The sequence below is a fragment of the Candidatus Chlorobium masyuteum genome (assembly GCF_011601315.1).
Lineage (GTDB): Bacteria > Bacteroidota > Chlorobiia > Chlorobiales > Chlorobiaceae > Chlorobium > Chlorobium masyuteum.
On sequence record NZ_JAAORA010000001.1, the window covers coordinates 307132 to 324410 of the forward strand.

Sequence of the window (17279 nt, forward strand, 5' to 3'; positions counted from 1 at the left end):
AATTTGCACAAATACTTATTATCTATATGTATGGGTTCAAATGCCAAACCATCACCATATTTTCAGGTAAAACTATGGGAATAAAGGGTGTTGATTCTTCTACAAAACCAACTTTTTGATAGGCAGTTATCGCTGCAGTATGCGATCTGCTCACACCCAGAATAATTTGTTTGATGTTATGATACTTTTGTAGCCAATCCGCAGTTGCATTAAGTACCTCAGCAGCTACACCTTTTCCTCGCCAATCACATTCTCCGATAAGAATGCCCATGATGGCATAACCCTGTTCAGGATCAACCGGTTCGTATTTAATATTACCTATATGTAATCCGGTATTCTTATCAAAAACACCTAAAAAGATCACATCTCTTCTTCTGCTAAGCTCTAAAACATACGCTTTAAGATCAGCAAGATCAAGTTTTGCTGTTATGTATTCGCTTGTCAGTGAATCCCTTAACCATCCGGCATAACGCTCGTTAACATCATCAACGGTAAGTGTTCTGAGCAAGAACCGCTCAGTATGAACCTCAAGAGGATAATCAGACATTCATCTATCAAATTAGATCAATTCGCAATGCTGTACCTCTATCCACATCCTGCCTCACTGACCGGCCCAATACAAGATCAAGATATTTAGGGGGTAAACCAAGCCCGGGACGAATAGCGCGCACATTGTCGCAAGTCAAAACATCACCCTTTTTCATGTCCTGAATAATATAAAGAGATCGACGATACTGGAGGGATTTCTTCTCTCCCTCAGTAGGGCCATAGCTGACCTGACCTAACGCCTGCCAAGCCCGTTGAGTTTCAACAACCAGTTGAGCCATTTCCGCCGGCTCCATTGAAAAAGCGCTGTCCACACCGCCATCGGCACGATAAAGTGTGAAATGTTTTTCTATGACTGTGGCACCAAGCGACACACTGGCAACAGAAACACCAACCCCCATTGTATGGTCTGAAAGTCCCACTTCACAATCAAACAACTCACGCAGATGCGGAATAGTTACAAGATTGGTATTCTCAGGAGTCGATGGATAAGTGCTGGTGCATTTGAGCAAAATCAGATCTTTGCAGCCTGCGTTGCGTGCTGCCCTGACAGTTTCATCCAGTTCGGCGACAATGGCCATACCTGTAGAAACAATCAATGGCTTGCCTGTGGCAGCTACACGCTGAATCAACGGAAGATCCGTATTCTCGAAAGAGGCAATCTTGTAACAGGGAACATTGAGTGTTTCCAGAAAATCTACTGACGTAGCATCGAATGGTGTGCTGAAAGCAATCAGACCAAGTTCACGGGCACGATCAAAAATCGGTTTGTGCCACTCCCAGGGAGTGTAGGCTTCACTGTATAGCTTGTAGAGCGAAGTACCAGCCCATAAACTGTTGGGATCGCTGATATGGAACTCCCGCTCATCAAGATCAATCGTCATGGTATCGGGAGTGTATGTCTGAATTTTCAGCGCATGAGCACCCGAAAGTGCAGCAGCCTCTACGATAGCCAGAGCACGTTCAAGGGACTGGTTATGATTGCCGGACATTTCAGCTATAATAAATGGTGCTGCACCGATTCCGATTTTACTGCTACCGATAGTAATCATTCTTTCTTGCCTGTAACAATATTATTAATGATCAGTGCACCCTGAATACGCACCATAATCTGATTCTCCGGAAATACAGGGAAGTTTACCGATTTTCCTTCCGCTTCTTCAAGAGCCCATAACAAATCGCTGAAACCTATGAGATGCCTCATGAGAACTGTTGAAGAAAAACGCGGATTGATTTCGAAAACACGGGGGCCCCTGTCTGTGATGCGGAGCTGAATATTCATGCTTCCGCGCAAATTGAGACCCTTGGCTATAACCTCACACATGCTTGCGGTCTCCTCGTCCTTTATTACCTTGGCCCAGCCAGTAAATCCCCCTGCAAGCCGACGAAGCATCTGTAATGTTGCAACTGCTCCATCGCGTCGCCGATATACTGCACAGGTAATCTCTCGATCTGCAGGTTCAAGCATTTCCTGAAATATTGCATCGGGATATTTGTTGGCAAGATATTGCGCCTCTTGCATATCGTGCACTCTGAAAACTGCTCGAGAACCTGAGCCATAACGGTTTTTCAGGATACATGGATATTCAGACGGCACGCTTTGATTCGAAGGAAAAGTCCACGGCACCGGCAATCCAAAACCCGTCAATGCATTAATTGTTGCAAATTTATCAAGACCGGCTTGGATAACTTCTGTCCCTGCGGTAATACATCGATTTTCACCGAGTTCCATAAGTAATGGCCCTGTCACGCCCAATTCAGGCTCAGACATGGGAATCATTATATCGACCGCTTTGGAGGCGATTATATGTCGAATGGAATCCAGATAGTCAGGCGATGTGGCGGCTGGAATTCTTATAAATTCATCAACGAAAAGCATACCCCCATGCTGCTCATGCATATCAACCCCGATAAGCCTGATATCCGGGCGAGCCTCCCTTATGATGGTGGCTGCGGCCTGAGCTATGTCTCCACCGATACCAGTGATCAAAACAGTTTTCATAGACGTGACAATACCTCTGATAAATATGGAATATCCGGATGTCTTCGACGCGATTCACGAATAAGGGGTTCGGCATCATAGGCTTCACAGTGCATTGTCAGTTCGCGCAATTGTGTATCAAAAAGCGCCCAGTGAGCTCCGGGCTGTCGATTACGGGGTTGACCGACTGAGCCGGGATTAACAAGAAGCGTCTTGTCAAATTGCAAATGCATAGGGTAGTGCGTATGCCCTTGTACAACCAAATCAAATTCCCCAACAGCACAGCGCTCCAATTCGAAAGTCCCGGAATCAGGGTATACATACCGGTTGATATCCCATGGTGATCCATGACACAAAAGAATATTGCAGCCCTCAATCTCCAGTTGCATCGGATGCGGAAGTGAACACAGTTCATTGAGTGACTGCTCGTCAAGCTGATCAATTGCAGTGCGCAATCCGGATCCATAACGACAAGTCATCCGGAAGAGAAAATCCTCATCGCTTCTGGCTGTATGAAGCATCTCCTCATGGTTCCCTCTCACAATGAACCGCTTCCATGGTCGCAGTAATTCCAGAACTTCAGAAGGAAAAAAATAATAACCAACAAGATCACCTGTAACAAGAAGTGTTTCTACTCCTGATAATGCTGCAGATTGCAAGACTGCTTTTAAGGCAACATGATTGGCATGTATATCTCCCATCAAACCGATTTTCATCGATCGCCAGAAGAATACATATTAATCACAGAATCGCGGAAACTTCCAGAAAGAGCAAACTCTTTTGAAGGAATAATGATTTGATCCATTGCTTCCAACCCTTCATGTCTCTCCGGTGATTGGCCAGGAAGAAAAACATCACACAATATTTGCAACATATCAGCTACTGAATGGACTTCATTCCCTGCAACAAGATGAGTTCCTTCAATGTTATGATCAAGCACACAGCTTATTATTCCAGCAACATCTTTTACATAAATATAGTTACGTTTTGCACTTCCTCTGCCTATCATTGCTGGAGGTTGACCGCTTGAGACACACTTGATTGCGCGATTCAAGCCAAGATGAGTCGGACCATCAAGACCAAAAACACCTCCAATTCTGAGAATGGAATAACGCACTCCGGAAGCCTGAATAAGCTGCTCTGCGAGCCATTTGCTTTTCATATAGGCAGTATCTGGTCTATCGGGTGTATCAGCATCGATTTGTGTCGTGTTAATACCGGAAACAAGTGCTGCTGATGCAAAAACAAAAACAGCATCCCACTGCTTTGCCAAAAGCAGGAGTGAAGCTGTTGCTGCAACATTTGCGGCAAAAATATCTCCCAAAGATAGATCGCCAAATCCAACCATTGTAGCCAGGTGAACTATGGCATCAATTTTTGGTAATCGCTTCAGTGTTTCAGAAAAAGCTGCATCTTCAAGATCGAGCTTGATCGCACCCTCCCCGACTGGACTCCGCATTGCAGGAATAACGGTCCATCCACCAATGCGCAAGCGTTTCACCGTTTCGCGACCGACAAAGCCATTTGCACCGGTCACAAGCACCCTCTTCTTGTGATCCATTCAGTGTTTTTCTGATGATCTTAGAAATGCAGTAATGTCTCTGCCAATCCCCAGCTTTGCTGCCGCAGACCAAAACCTGATAACATCTTCGGTTTTCTGTTTATGCAAAAGATTTTCAATCTCTACTCGCGCCTTATGGGCAGCTTTACCAACAGACTTGTTTGCAACATAGTTTGATCCCGGATGAAAAAGGAACCATTCAACCGGAAAATCACCGAGTATGTCAAGACAGTCATAACCAGTTGCTCTTGCAGTGTTGGCCAGGCTATAGTAATCAAAATATGATAAATGATCAGGCGGTGCAATCCAGAATGCCCGGTCTATATGCTGAGACTCCAATGCACACTGTTGGGTGAGTGAGCAGTCATTAGGAACAGTTATGATGGCTATCCCTCTTGGAGCAAGTAAAGATCTCAGAGACTCAAGCAGTTTAATCGGATCAATCACATGTTCAAGCACATTTTGCAACCACACCACATCATACACTTTACCGTCACTTATTTCAGCTTGTAGTAGCCCAAATACATCACCGGTCACCAGGGCATCCAAACAATCAGGGTTTTTAGATTCAACTCCTGCTGAACTAAAATCAAAACCTTTTACTCGCCAGCCATGTTCACGAAAAAATGCCAATGCATACCCCTCCCCGCAACCAACATCAAGCATAGTTCCGACATCTCCATCGGAAATAGATCTATACCGATATACAACAGCATATCTCTGCTCAATTTTTGCCCGAAAATACGCCAGTTCAGCCTTACTATACTCTACTTCATAGCTACCTTTTGCTTCCTGATAGTACTTTTCAGCGTAGTAACGTTGCAATTCAGCGGGTGTTGGCTTATCAGCTATCTCCCAGAATCCAAGCGGGTGCTTTTTGAGTCTATCCATAATGTTTGTTGAAACCCGCTTGCCTTAGAATATCGGCCTACAGGATAAATTAATGAACTAATTATCTCTTGTCATTGAAAACATCGCATCCGATACTGATACCCGATTTTCCCCAATAAGCTTATGGGCTGCACACGAAATATTTTGCACTTCTTGTGGATTTGCGATCATTTCGTTAATTGCAAATGCATAATCAACGGGTGTAAGTTTGTCTGCCCAACCAAGATATTTAATCGCTCCCGTCTCAGCAACATCCTCTGTCGTCTGTTCCTGATTAGCAGCAAAAACAACTGTCAATGACGGAAGCCCGAGGAAGCAACGCTCCCACATTGATGACCCGCCAGCACCAATGGCAAGATCTACTGACGATATCAACTCAGCCATGTTGCTAACCTGACAATGGAATATCAGGTTAGACGTAGTTGAGCATAAGCGCTCAATCTCATTTCGAAAAGGATTTGCACTCCCGATAACAATATCGACATGAATGTCCGAGCGATTCAGCAACCGCAATGCTTCAATTGCTTTTTTTGTCTGATTTGTTGAGTCACTCCCGCCGAAGAAAATCATAATGCGACGCACAACACCATCTCTATTTCTGAGCCGTTGCCTCTCGGCAACAAACTCTGGACGCAACAACAGATATGACGGTCCAAGTAAAGTGATGCATTGTTCTGGCACCAATCCTTTATAGCGCTGGTCAAGATCACGGTAATAGTTCTGATCAAGAAGTAAATCACAACCATGATGGCGATTCGCCAGGTCATCAATAACCATAAATTTGCGGGTATGTGCTCGAAGCCTGCTCTCCCAAGCTATATCAAGCTCATAATTATCAACAACAATCCAATCAAGGCCATCTGGAAATAGCCGTCCAGCAATATGAATCGTCTCTTCAGCATCAAACTGCTGTGACCAATTACCTTCGATGGCAACCGTCTGATAACCACGAGCAGTCAATAGTTCGAACATTTTACCTGGTACATTGCGACATACAAATGCAACATTCATTCCTTTGGAACGTAATTGATCAGCAAGTGTCAGGCAACGCATGACATGACCACTGCCAATTACTAATGAGGCATCGGCACGAATCAGCACATTCATAAACAACCCATGTGCTTTTCAATTAAATAATGTCGCGATAAAGATCGGGGACCCTATCCTGACGGGTAGAAAATCCAAGTCTGAAACTATCCAACAACTGACGATTCACCTGAAAAATATCAATTTCACCTTCTGTAATCAACGGTTCCAGATAATCCCCGTTTGCATCAATTATAACCGAACTACGTTCGTACTCAAATCCATTGCCATCTATACCGGTTCGATTAACCCCGATGACGTATACCTGATTTTCAATAGCTCTTGCCCGAAGTAGAGCCATCCAGTGATCAACCCGACGTTTAGGCCAGTTAGCAATATTGACGAGCACATCACAATCTTTGGCTAAAGCACTGTAAAGCTCCGGAAAACGTAAATCATAACAGATAGATAATCCTAACCTGAATTCCGGCAGTTTCACTTTGGCAAGCATACGCCCCGGCAGGAAAACACGGTCTTCACCTGCAAAAGAAAATGGATGAATTTTAACATATCGGGCTTGCTCAATACCTTCTGGAGAAAAAACAATTTGCGTGTTGGCAGCCTTCTCCTCTTCCTGCAAAACAACTCCGGCAACAAGCCAAATCCCATACTTTTTTGCTATTTCCCCGAATGCATGGATAGATGATGATGTAGCGGAAATCTCGGCAATTTGCCAGATATTCATTGAAAAACCGGTAAGGGTCATTTCCGGAAAAATCACCAGCTCAGCGCCATAAGTAACTGCCCGAACGGTCAGCTCAACACAACGGTTCAGGTTATAGGGCTTGTCTTCCCACTTCTGATCAAGAGAAATCAGTGCAACTTTCAATCTTTATATCCCTGATTAGATTATACCAGATCAGATTATCTTGCGGAAAACCGGTTTTGCCGGGCGCCCAATCAGCAGACTCTCGGTGGACCCTGAATCAACAGCTTTACGATAGATGGCACATGATTCATCGAATGCCATTGCAATATGATCCATCTCCGGCTGCTGATGAGACCATGTCGGATAGAACATGCCCTGAAACAATACGCCGCGGGCAATCATTTCCTGCATCATCAAGGTACGATAGGTATCATCGGGTACACCTTCAGCGTTTCGGCAAACCAGAACGAAAAGACAAGGGTAACCTGGAAGTTCAAGAAAACTGCCAAGACCATGCTTGAGCACGATCTGCTCAAGCCGCTGCTTGAGAGCTTCCCCTCTCTGCCAATTGCTCTCGATCATGTTGTGATGCTTGAACTCTTTAATGGTGGCAATCATTGCCGCCAGACCTGTTGTCTCCGCTCCATGAGTGGTTGAAATCAGGAACAGTTTGTCATCGCCTTCACGCCTTATACCTCCAATTTCCATAATATCCGCTCGACCGGTCAATGCGCAGGCAGAAAATCCATTGGCTATGCCTTTGCCCCAGGTCGCCATATCGGGCTTGACACCATAAAAGTGCTGAGCCCCTTTCAAATCCCATTTGAAACCGGAAATCATTTCATCAAGAATCAAAAGCACACCTCGCTCCTTGCAAAGAGCCGCCACCTTGTGCAGAAAATCATTTTTTGGTGGATCGAATTTAACCGGCTCCATGATAAGGCAGGCAATGTCATGATCATTACCGGCAAGCAGAGCTTCAACAGATTCATAATTGTTATAGCTGAACGTAGCCGTCATTTCACGGACTTTTGCAGGAATTCCCCGATCACAAGGCGTCGTAACAATGAACCAGTCGTCGTAGCTGAAAAAGTTATGTTCCCGGGCAAGTGCAACCCGATTTCGTCCTGTATAAGCGCGAGCAAGCTTGACTGCTGCAGTTGTCACCGTAGAACCGTTTTTGGCAAATTTCACCATGTCACCGGACTGCACTGTGTCAAGAAATATTTTTGCCGCCTCAAGCTCAATAGCTGCAGGACGCTGGAAGTTGGTACCCTGAAAGGCAGCCTCACATACGGCCTTGGCAACAGGCTCATATCCATGACCTATACAAACTGATGTCAATCCCATACTGCAATCAATAAATTCATTGCCGTCAAGATCCCACAAACGGGCTCCTTTGCCGTGGGTAATAGCAGCTGGCGCATTTAAAGGAAACTGATCGTCACCTTTAGAGTAGGTATGAGCTCCTCCAGGTATCAAATTGTGCACTCTGGAGGAAAACTCTTTCGATTTTTCGTAATTACTTATTTTATCAATCATAATAGCCATAAATATGTTATTTGAACCCTTCTGCCGTTCAACTCCAGTTATACATAGTGGCATAACCCGTTTCAGTGAACGGTGCAATTAATTTTATCAACTCGGGATGCGCATCCAAAAACTTCACAATTTCCGGAACAGGGATTCTTGGAGCAAAACTTTTAAGCGTGTTGAATACGACCCGGCATACAGCAAGATCTTCCGGATTATCAACTGTCAGTCGAAGATCTTTCCGTACCATTTCTGCTGGGGGATGGGGTCTGAGTATTATGAAATTTTGATTGTGCTCCCGGATGTAGAGCGTACAAAGCTCAGAACGATGTTTTTTATCCCCTTTTTCATGCGACTCTTCGAGCGCCTTAAGTGAGATGATTTCAAACCCGCATCCGTCAATGACATCATCCAGAAAAGTGGCATCAGCATTTTCCTCCTGATGCTGCCGCCAAAAATCATCAACAGGGTCAAAATAGAGAAAGGGTGATTCACTTGTCACCCGAAAGATGTCCGTTGCCCCTGAGATCTGGCCGCATTTGACAAGGCGGGAGAGTACATCAATCTCATCGCCAACGACATATCTGATTCCCTTCTCTTCTGCTATGGTCTTAAAAACTTCATTTTCAACTCCGGCAGAGATACCCAGCACAATCTCATCTACAGAATCAATTGTGCGCAAACATGCGATGATATTATCAAGTATGCGAATGCCCTGCTCAACATCAAGGTTCTGGAGCGGTTTGCCGTAAAGGCGGGATCCTTGATTCCGGCAGGCAATAGCAGCAACAAGTCGTCTTTTCATCCTCAAATAATCTAAAAGATATCTGCAGGCAAAATAGGAGAGTTAATGCAAATATCGCGGTTAAGAGTTTTCTGATATACTGATGTCAAATCTGTTACAACCTGTTCAGATGATGTTCGCTTTAACACCAGATCAGCAGGAACGATTGTTGCACCCTGATTAAGGTCTCTGCTCGCTACTACGTGGCGCCTGATCATTTTGCGATAAGCCTGCTCCGCTTCAGCCATCCCGAAATCCTCAATATCTTCTTCTCTACCAAGGGCTTCGAAACAATCTCGAATAGTCCGGGTAAACTCCGCAAATTCATCAGGATTTAATGCCGATTCATGGTCCTCCAATTCCATGACCTTGCCAAGAGTCATATGCTTTTCAATCACTTTTGCGCCCGCACCAACAGCTGTTGCGGCCAAAGCATAACGTAAAGGATTGTCAGGCGATGCATGATCAGAAAATCCGATTGAAACATTGGGAGAATGTCGTGCAAATCGTGCTGCAAGCATGCTGACACGAGCTATCTGGTTACTCTCATTAGGGGTAGGGTAACCCTGAAAGCCAAGCAAAACGATCACGTCCTTCTCTTTAAGTATATCAAGGGCTTGCTGCAATTCAGAAGAATAAGCTCCTCCGGCACCAAGTATAATTTTTTTTACAGAACTTTTGGCAACCGCAGTTAAGAGCGCAATGTTGGCAATATCGGTACCGTGTATCTTTACCGCTGCAACCCGAATACGCGCAGCCAGTTCAAGACTGCGTAACCCAAAAATATCAACGTGTAACTGAATTCCCAGTTCAGCCGCATAGTTCGACAATCCTTCCCAGACTTCGTCTGCCATTTCAAGTGATCGGAACAGCTCATAGTATTTATAGTCTGGAGTGGCCAGTTCATCGGCATAAACAAGCTGATATTTTACAGCATCCGAACCAGCTGAAGCTGCTGCTTTCATAAGTAAACGAGCTTGCTCTGACCTCCCTTCGAAACCCTGTGCCAGTTCGGCTATAATTTCAATGGTCATTGTTATGAGGGTGTTGTTATTAACATTTTTAATTTCCGGAGAGCAAAGAGTGTCATGTTAACACATCCCAGTTTGCAGGATTGATCAAGCGAAGATCACTTGTTTTAAGGGTATCTGATAATTCGGGGAAATCACCTGATGAAGCCGAAAGAATTTCACGTAATTGCTGTGGGCTATCAACACCCACTATCACTTTGGAGATTTGTGGAAATGACAGCACATAACGAAGACAGGCCTGCAATGGTGTAATGCCATTAAGATATAGCCATCTATCCCAATCAGACCAGAGCGGCCCCCATGATTTGAATTTCTCGGGTCGATGAGCTGATGACATCAAAAGCAAACCCTGAAGAAATACGGAACGCACATGCAGTTCTGTACCAAGCTCACCTAAACGGTCCAACCAGCCTGTTTCAATCAGGCGTCGATCTAAAATATTAAATGGTGCCTGAACAAGATCAAATTGAAATCGGGAACAAAGCATATCAAGCTCGGAAGGATCATAGATCGAAATTCCTATCTTTCCAACCACTCCGTCATGCTTGAGAGATTGCAGAATGCTGAAAAGGCTTTCCCCATGTTTTTCAACTAACTGCTGTGGACGATGAAGCAGAAGTCCATCAAGAGTGCTGACGTTCAACCTTCGCATTGACCCGCTAACAGATGCAGTTACCCATTGCACTATATCAGTACAATCATCAGGTAGGTGAGGCAGTTTTGAAACAATTCGCCAATCTGAAACCCCAATCTCGCCGAGTCGCTTCTCACTGTCACCATAAGCTATCGCAGTATCTATTGTATTGATACCATTATAAGCAGCAAGCCTTAATATTCCCTGTCCCACCTCTCGCGATATTTGTCCTCCATCGTTAGCGATACCATATCTCATACCAAATTGAGCGGATCCGATAGCAATGCGAGAAAGTATATTGGACATGTTTTATAAGACTAATAACTCAAACGTTTTAACTTCTTATGTATCGTTTAATTGTATTGATATCTGATTTAATACCGATACAGCATATCGAAACAAAAGCATATTTCAACCAGATAGGTAACAACTAAAATAATGTCTGGAACCCGATTGGTGTATTCATTCGCTGAACAACCTCTTCCTGCTGCAAGTCAGAGAGAGCTGGATACACAGGCAGGCTCATAGCTTGTGCATAATATGCTTCGGCCTGAGGATAATCTTTTTTTATATATCCCATCTTTTCATAATATGGGTGTCTATAAATCGGTATATAATGGAGATTAACTTGAATACCACAACTTCTCAACCATTCAAATATATCTTTCTGGGAAAACTTAATTTCATTAAGCTTTAGGCGAACTATATATAAATGTGTCGCCGAATATGAATCAGGTGCTTCGAAAGGAGTTGTAACCCATAGATCAGCGAAATACTTATTGTATCGATCAGCAATCTTTCTTCTTTTCTTTACAAATTCATCCAACCGTTTTATCTGACTTAGACCTAACGCCGCCTGGATATCGGTCATTCGGTAATTGAAACCCAACTCAAGCTGCTGATAATACCATGGCCCATCAGTTATATGAGTCATCTCTTCCTGTACACGAGTTATGCCATGGCTACGAAGTCTTACAAGTTTATTTGCAATTTCCGGATCATTTGTCAATGCCATTCCGCCCTCACCCGTTGTAATAATCTTAACCGGGTGAAAACTAAATACCGTAATATCACTATACCTGCCGTTCCCTATTGGCGCGTCAAGATATCTTCCACCGATAGCATGAGAAGCATCTTCAATAATTTTAAACCCATAACGTTCACTCATTGAATGAATAGCTGCCATATTACAAGGTTGGCCAGCGAGATGAACAGGAATGATAACTTTTGGTAATTTACCCTCTTTTTCAGCAAATTCAAGCTTAACTGACAAGCAATCCATGCTCATATTATACGTCAGAGGATCTATATCGACAAAGTCGATTCTTGCACCGCAGTAGAGGGCACAATTTGCACTTGCAACAAAAGAAATAGGAGTAGTCCATACGATATCTCCAGGACCAACACCAAGTGCAAGACATGAGATATGTAAAGCACTCGTTGCACTATTCACGGCTACTGCAAACTTTGCACCGCAATAATCCTTAACTGATTTTTCAAATGCCGGTACAACGGGACCCTGTGTTAAATAATCAGAACGCAGCACATTGGCGACTGCCTGAATATCATCTTCACTAATATCTTGTCGTCCGTAGGGTATCATTTTAATATCTCCCTTATAAAACCACTTTTTTCTTGTTGAAAAAGCTTAGTAAGCTGCTCATCAAGACCGCCAAGTTGTCTATCAAGTATTGTAGTTATATATTTATTTGATAGGCTCATATCGCTTGGCCTCTGAACACGCGATGACATATCTGAAGATAATCCTGATTGAATAAGAGTTGAATCGAGGTTGAATATTTTAGCTATTTTCATTCCAAACTGATATTTCGAAACACGTTCATCACCCACAATATTGAAAACACCATATATTTTTTTATCCAACAATTCATGAGCAGTATCGACTAAAAACTCTATTAATAAAGGAGTATAATATACATCTTCAAATAATATTATTTTTTTATTAGCTCGCAATGCGTCAATAATCCTGTCACTAAACGAACGTCTGTAATAAGGTCCCCATCCATAGAAATTAGTACGAACTACTATAGACAATGGATTTGCATTTTGCACTACATATTCAGCATCAGCTTTAGTTCTGGCATATACATTTCTCGGACTAACAGGGTATGTTTCATCAACCAATTGCATGTTACCATAAAACAAATGGTCAGTTGAAATATGTATAAGCGGTATTCCAATAGTTTTACATGCGATTGCAACATTCTTAGCAAGATCAACATTAACATGCCTTGCATAATCCGGATTAGCCTCACACTCCTCAATATCAGTTAGACCTACGGTATGAATAACCACTTTAGGCTTAAGAAGGTCTAATCTTTTAACAATCTCATTGACAGACTCAAGATCAATAAATTGAGTTTGGACACCTTCTAAAGATATATTGCGACGGTGCATACCTAATGTCACAAAATATCGATCCCTGATGGTTAATGCCCAGTTAACAGCAAGCAATCCTGAACCGCCGGTTATAAGTATATTCATACTCATTACCGATCAAATAGCCCCAATTTTCTTACTATTCAACTCAATCCATTTTTCTAATTCTGATATAGGCATCCATTGATTATTATTTTCTGATGTATACGTGAAACCTTCATTCACTTTGACACCGTCATTTATTCTTGACGGGTCAACAGACCAGTTATGAATAGCAGGTAATATTTTATAATAATTATTATATTCATACGTGTATAATGCGTCTTCTACGCCTATCATTTGTTCATGAATCTTCTCTCCGGGCCTTATCCCGATTATTTTATGTTTTGCTGAAGGCGACACTGCATTCGCAATATCAATTACTTTCATAGAAGGAATCTTCTTGACATATATTTCACCGCCTTCCATATCATCCAAAGCATGCCAGACAAGTTCAACCCCTTGCTCAAGAGTTATCATAAAACGAGTCATTCGAATATCTGTAATAGGAAGACTACCCTGACCGGCTTGAGACATAAAAAACGGTATAACAGAACCCCTTGAGCCCATAACATTACCATATCTTACCACAGCAAATCGAGTATTGTGAGTTCCGGAATATGCATTCCCGGCAACAAACAATTTGTCTGACGCTAATTTGGTTGCGCCATATAAATTAATTGGATTGCTTGCTTTGTCCGTTGAAAGAGCCACTACTCGCTTGATTCCATGATCAATACATGCATCAATAAGATTCATGGCTCCCATTATATTCGTCTTAACACATTCAAAAGGATTATATTCTGCTGTCGGGACAATTTTTGTTGCAGCAGCGTGAACAACATAATCAATACCATCAAGTGATCGACCAAGTCTGTCTTTATCCCGAACATCACCAATAATAAAATTAATTCGAGGATCATCTTTGTATTTCTGAGCCATATCCCACTGCTTCATCTCATCACGTGAATAAATAACAAGGCGTTTAGGGTTATATTTGGCAAGAGTCATAGGAACAAATGTATTACCAAACGACCCTGTCCCGCCAGTAATAAGTATTGATGAATTCGTAAGCATTGATAATAATTAGTTTTAAATTTTATTTATAATTTTTTATCAGACTGTATTATAATATCCTGGTAATTACCTATACGTTTAATTTTACCATCTGCTAACTCAACGATTTGTGTGCAGTTTTTTAAAGTAGAGAGACGATGAGCAATTATAAAAATCGTAAGATTTTCCCCGAGAGACTCAATTGCTTTCATAACCGAATCTTCTGTTTTATTATCCAATGCACTCGTAGCTTCATCAAAGATAATAACATCGGCTTGTTTATAGAGCGCTCGTGCGATGCCTATACGCTGACGCTGCCCGCCTGAAAGTCGAATTCCACGTTCCCCAACATAGGTTTTATACTTTTCAGGCCAGGTTTCGATAATATCTGAAATCTGAGCTTGAACTGCTGCGCGCTTGACTCGCTCATGATCGATATTACCTTTAGGGATGCCAAAGGCAATATTCTCTTCAATAGTACTATCTGCAAGATAGATAGATTGTGGCACATGTGCTATATGTGCCTGCCAAGCACGGTTATTGCTTGCTGTAATTCGCTGATCATCAACCTTAAGCCATCCTTTATTCGCTTCCAGCAAACCCATTACGATATCAAGAAGAGTGCTCTTTCCGCTCCCTGTCACACCTATAAACCCGATTCGACAACCTTTTTCAATGTTTAAATTAAGATTGTCAAGTACCCAGGGTGCTTGTGCATTATAGCGAAATGAAAGCTCTTGGAGAGTGATCTGTTTACAAAACGGTATCGGATCACGAAGCGGTTCATCAACATCAACCGGTAAAGGCTGTTCGAGCAGTTTCAGGGCATCCTCAAAAGAGGCTTGAACACCCTGGATATTTGCCCATGAAATGTATGCCTGTTGCAGGACAGGCAATAATCGTTGCGCACCGAGAGCGAAAGCACCAAGAACCGGTATAGCTTTGGCGATGCCATCCGGTCCTGTAGCCATTGCATAAGCCAAACCTGCGATAAGCATCATACCCAAGGATTCCAATGCATAGCGTGGACTCATTGCTATAAAAGCGTTGTTTCCCTGAGCGTGGCGCAGGCGATGGTCCGCGTTGCGATATATCTCACAATAAGTCGCCTGAGTACCATCAATCAGTACATCACGAATACCACCCAGACCCTCCTGCAGTGATTTGACTACATGTGTCGATTCATGAGCTATACGCTGACTATTGATGGTAAGAGTTTTACTTGATGCCCTTATGATTATTCCATATATCAAACTGAAACCACTGAAGGCAGCAAGGGCAATTACAGGATCAAATGCAAAAAGAGTAATCAGAATTGCCGCAAGAATCAAACAGGAACTTATAAAATTCAGTATGCTCGACAATGAGGATATCACACTGCCGGTTTTGCTTGAAATACCTGTAATAATTTCACTACTGTTGCGTGAAACATGAACCGAATAAGGCTGATAAAGGGTTCGGCGATATATGCTGATACTGAGGTCAGCTCCTGTCGCATAGGAGAGGCGAGTACTAAACCAGAGTAAAAGCAAACGCATACCTCCTGCCAGAAGGGCCGCCATGCCAAAACCGATGGTAAGAGGCAGGAGCAGTTGATTTACGGCGGTAATCCCCAATGCTTTGATCACTGGTTGTGCCGCTGGGAGATTAAATATACGATCAGGAGCTGTCAACACTGCCAGAAATGGCAGTATACTACCAATACTAATGATTTCAGCGAATGCAGATAAGATCATCAGTATTAATAGAATTGCAAACTGACCGCGACGTCTTGGGCCTATATGTATCCAAATACGTCTTAAAAGAGTTCGAAGAGGTTGAGTGGTCTGATACACTATTTTTTAATTACAGATTGATTAATGATGCCATCATATACTTGACACCTACGATTAGCATTCATTATTCTATGCTATTCTTATTCAAGGATCCAGGTTTGTCTTCGTAATTACATGGCAAATGTAATCCTTATCTGTTTGCTGTGCAGGGTGATCTATTTTTTGTTCACGATTTATGAGAAATTTATAGATGACTGTATAGATTATAAAGCTCACAACACAGCTCACTATAAGCAGAGCTTGTTGTTTATAAAATAAAACTGAAAGGCTGGAAGGGATTAAGGCATAAGCCCAGCAGAATGGCGAAACCATGCCGTTGCGAATGGATTGAGAAAGATTCGGAAAGTAACGGTTTACTATTCTAAGTTTGATAAGACTATGCATGTGAGCTATATCAGGATGTCCCGGATTTTCTTGATTGATGTACCGCCGCCCCATACTGAATATTGTCTCTATAATAGGGTAGCTGCAAACAAGAAAAGGAGCCCATACTGACACAGAGGGGTTTCGCATGGGAAGCATAACTGATACCCATGCAAGCATGAAGCCAAGCAGATATGCTCCGCCATCTCCCATAAATATTTTCCCAAACGGAAAATTAACAACAAGAAAACCACTGGTAACAACTATAAGGAATAAACAAAGTTGTACAATCTCAATATCGCCAACCTGTAGAGCTATAAAGCATATTGCTGTATAGCAAACAACCATTGTTCCTGCTGCAAGTCCATTAAAACCGTCAATGATATTAGTAGCATTTGCAATACCTGCAATTGCGAATGCAGTGAAAGCAATAGCTAATGGCTTGTAAGTAAATAAATCGTCAATTCCAGGAATATCAATATGGTTTATACTGTAACCTGTAAGCCACCAGGCTAAAACACCACTAATTAGTGTTGCAATCAGTCTTGTACGAACCCCAACCCGCTTGGTAAGATCTTCAGTAAGCCCCGCAACAAATGCGGGAAGACTTGCAATAAGCAAAGAACCGATAAGCGATGAAATTGAAGCGGAGGCAACAAACCAGGCCGCAATAAATCCAAAATAAATGGCTACGCCACCAACTCTCGGAACCTGATGTGTATGAAATTTTTGTATCCCGACTGTCGTATCGCAAGAGTGCTTCCCATGCCACTCCTTAGTCAGGATGAGTAGTATTGAGATAATTACCGTAGCGAAAGCGGGATATATATAACTTATATCGAAAACTTCGTCTAAAGACATATTACTTCGTGTTCTATATACTGCATTTT

General features: G+C 42.7%; 17 protein-coding genes. All 17 read right to left on the reverse strand.

Features of this window, described 5'->3' with window-relative positions; genetic code table 11:
• Positions 1-22: 22 nt before the first annotated feature.
• Positions 23-547, reverse strand: a complete 525-nt coding sequence (locus tag G9409_RS01330; RefSeq protein WP_166807086.1) for a GNAT family N-acetyltransferase — start codon at positions 545-547, stop codon at positions 23-25.
• 7 nt (positions 548-554) lie between these two features.
• Positions 555-1598 (reverse strand): pseudaminic acid synthase, encoded by a 1044-nt coding sequence (gene pseI, locus G9409_RS01335; protein ID WP_166807087.1) that lies wholly within the window; start codon positions 1596-1598, stop codon positions 555-557.
• Positions 1595-2548 (reverse strand): ATP-grasp domain-containing protein, encoded by a 954-nt coding sequence (locus G9409_RS01340; protein ID WP_166807088.1) that lies wholly within the window; start codon positions 2546-2548, stop codon positions 1595-1597. Before G9409_RS01340 ends, pseI begins: the two co-directional genes overlap by 4 nt.
• On the reverse strand, positions 2545-3243 hold the full coding sequence (locus G9409_RS01345; protein WP_166807089.1) for a metallophosphoesterase family protein: 699 nt from the start codon (positions 3241-3243) through the stop codon (positions 2545-2547). Before G9409_RS01345 ends, G9409_RS01340 begins: the two co-directional genes overlap by 4 nt.
• Positions 3240-4088: an NAD-dependent epimerase/dehydratase family protein gene (locus G9409_RS01350; RefSeq protein ID WP_166807090.1), complete on the reverse strand. Its 849-nt coding sequence runs from the start codon at positions 4086-4088 to the stop codon at positions 3240-3242. The genes G9409_RS01345 and G9409_RS01350 overlap by 4 nt, the downstream gene beginning before the upstream one ends.
• Positions 4089-4979 carry a class I SAM-dependent methyltransferase gene (locus tag G9409_RS01355; RefSeq protein WP_166807091.1) on the reverse strand — a complete coding sequence of 297 codons (891 nt, stop codon included), beginning with the start codon at positions 4977-4979 and terminating at the stop codon, positions 4089-4091. It abuts the gene before it with no gap.
• Positions 4980-5036: 57 nt separating this feature from the next.
• Positions 5037-6086: a UDP-2,4-diacetamido-2,4,6-trideoxy-beta-L-altropyranose hydrolase gene (pseG, locus tag G9409_RS01360; RefSeq protein ID WP_166807092.1), complete on the reverse strand. Its 1050-nt coding sequence runs from the start codon at positions 6084-6086 to the stop codon at positions 5037-5039.
• Between the two features lie 22 nt (positions 6087-6108).
• The gene (locus G9409_RS01365; protein WP_166807093.1) at positions 6109-6894 is read right to left on the reverse strand and encodes a nitrilase-related carbon-nitrogen hydrolase; all 786 of its coding nucleotides are present in this window, start codon (positions 6892-6894) and stop codon (positions 6109-6111) included.
• Between the two features lie 30 nt (positions 6895-6924).
• A complete protein-coding gene (locus G9409_RS01370) occupies positions 6925-8253 on the reverse strand; it encodes a glutamate-1-semialdehyde 2,1-aminomutase (RefSeq protein WP_166807440.1) in 1329 nt (442 codons plus the stop codon).
• A gap of 40 nt (positions 8254-8293) precedes the next feature.
• The gene (locus G9409_RS01375; RefSeq protein ID WP_166807094.1) at positions 8294-9052 is read right to left on the reverse strand and encodes a glycosyltransferase family protein; all 759 of its coding nucleotides are present in this window, start codon (positions 9050-9052) and stop codon (positions 8294-8296) included.
• An 11-nt stretch (positions 9053-9063) separates the two neighbouring features.
• Positions 9064-10065: an N-acetylneuraminate synthase family protein gene (locus G9409_RS01380; RefSeq protein WP_166807095.1), complete on the reverse strand. Its 1002-nt coding sequence runs from the start codon at positions 10063-10065 to the stop codon at positions 9064-9066.
• A gap of 52 nt (positions 10066-10117) precedes the next feature.
• Entirely contained in the window at positions 10118-11002 is an 885-nt protein-coding gene (locus G9409_RS01385) for an aldo/keto reductase (RefSeq protein ID WP_166807096.1), read from the reverse strand.
• A gap of 124 nt (positions 11003-11126) precedes the next feature.
• A complete protein-coding gene (gene pseC / locus G9409_RS01390) occupies positions 11127-12305 on the reverse strand; it encodes a UDP-4-amino-4,6-dideoxy-N-acetyl-beta-L-altrosamine transaminase (RefSeq protein ID WP_166807441.1) in 1179 nt (392 codons plus the stop codon).
• Positions 12296-13201 (reverse strand): SDR family oxidoreductase, encoded by a 906-nt coding sequence (locus tag G9409_RS01395; protein ID WP_166807097.1) that lies wholly within the window; start codon positions 13199-13201, stop codon positions 12296-12298. The genes pseC and G9409_RS01395 overlap by 10 nt, the downstream gene beginning before the upstream one ends.
• A gap of 12 nt (positions 13202-13213) precedes the next feature.
• A complete protein-coding gene (gene pseB / locus G9409_RS01400; RefSeq protein ID WP_166807098.1) occupies positions 13214-14212 on the reverse strand; it encodes a UDP-N-acetylglucosamine 4,6-dehydratase (inverting) in 999 nt (332 codons plus the stop codon).
• Positions 14213-14238: 26 nt separating this feature from the next.
• Positions 14239-15927, reverse strand: coding sequence for an ABC transporter ATP-binding protein (locus tag G9409_RS01405; RefSeq protein ID WP_166807099.1), 1689 nt, complete (start codon positions 15925-15927; stop codon positions 14239-14241).
• 183 nt (positions 15928-16110) lie between these two features.
• Positions 16111-17250, reverse strand: a complete 1140-nt coding sequence (locus tag G9409_RS01410; protein WP_166807100.1) for an MraY family glycosyltransferase — start codon at positions 17248-17250, stop codon at positions 16111-16113.
• Between the last annotated feature and the right edge of the window lie 29 nt (positions 17251-17279).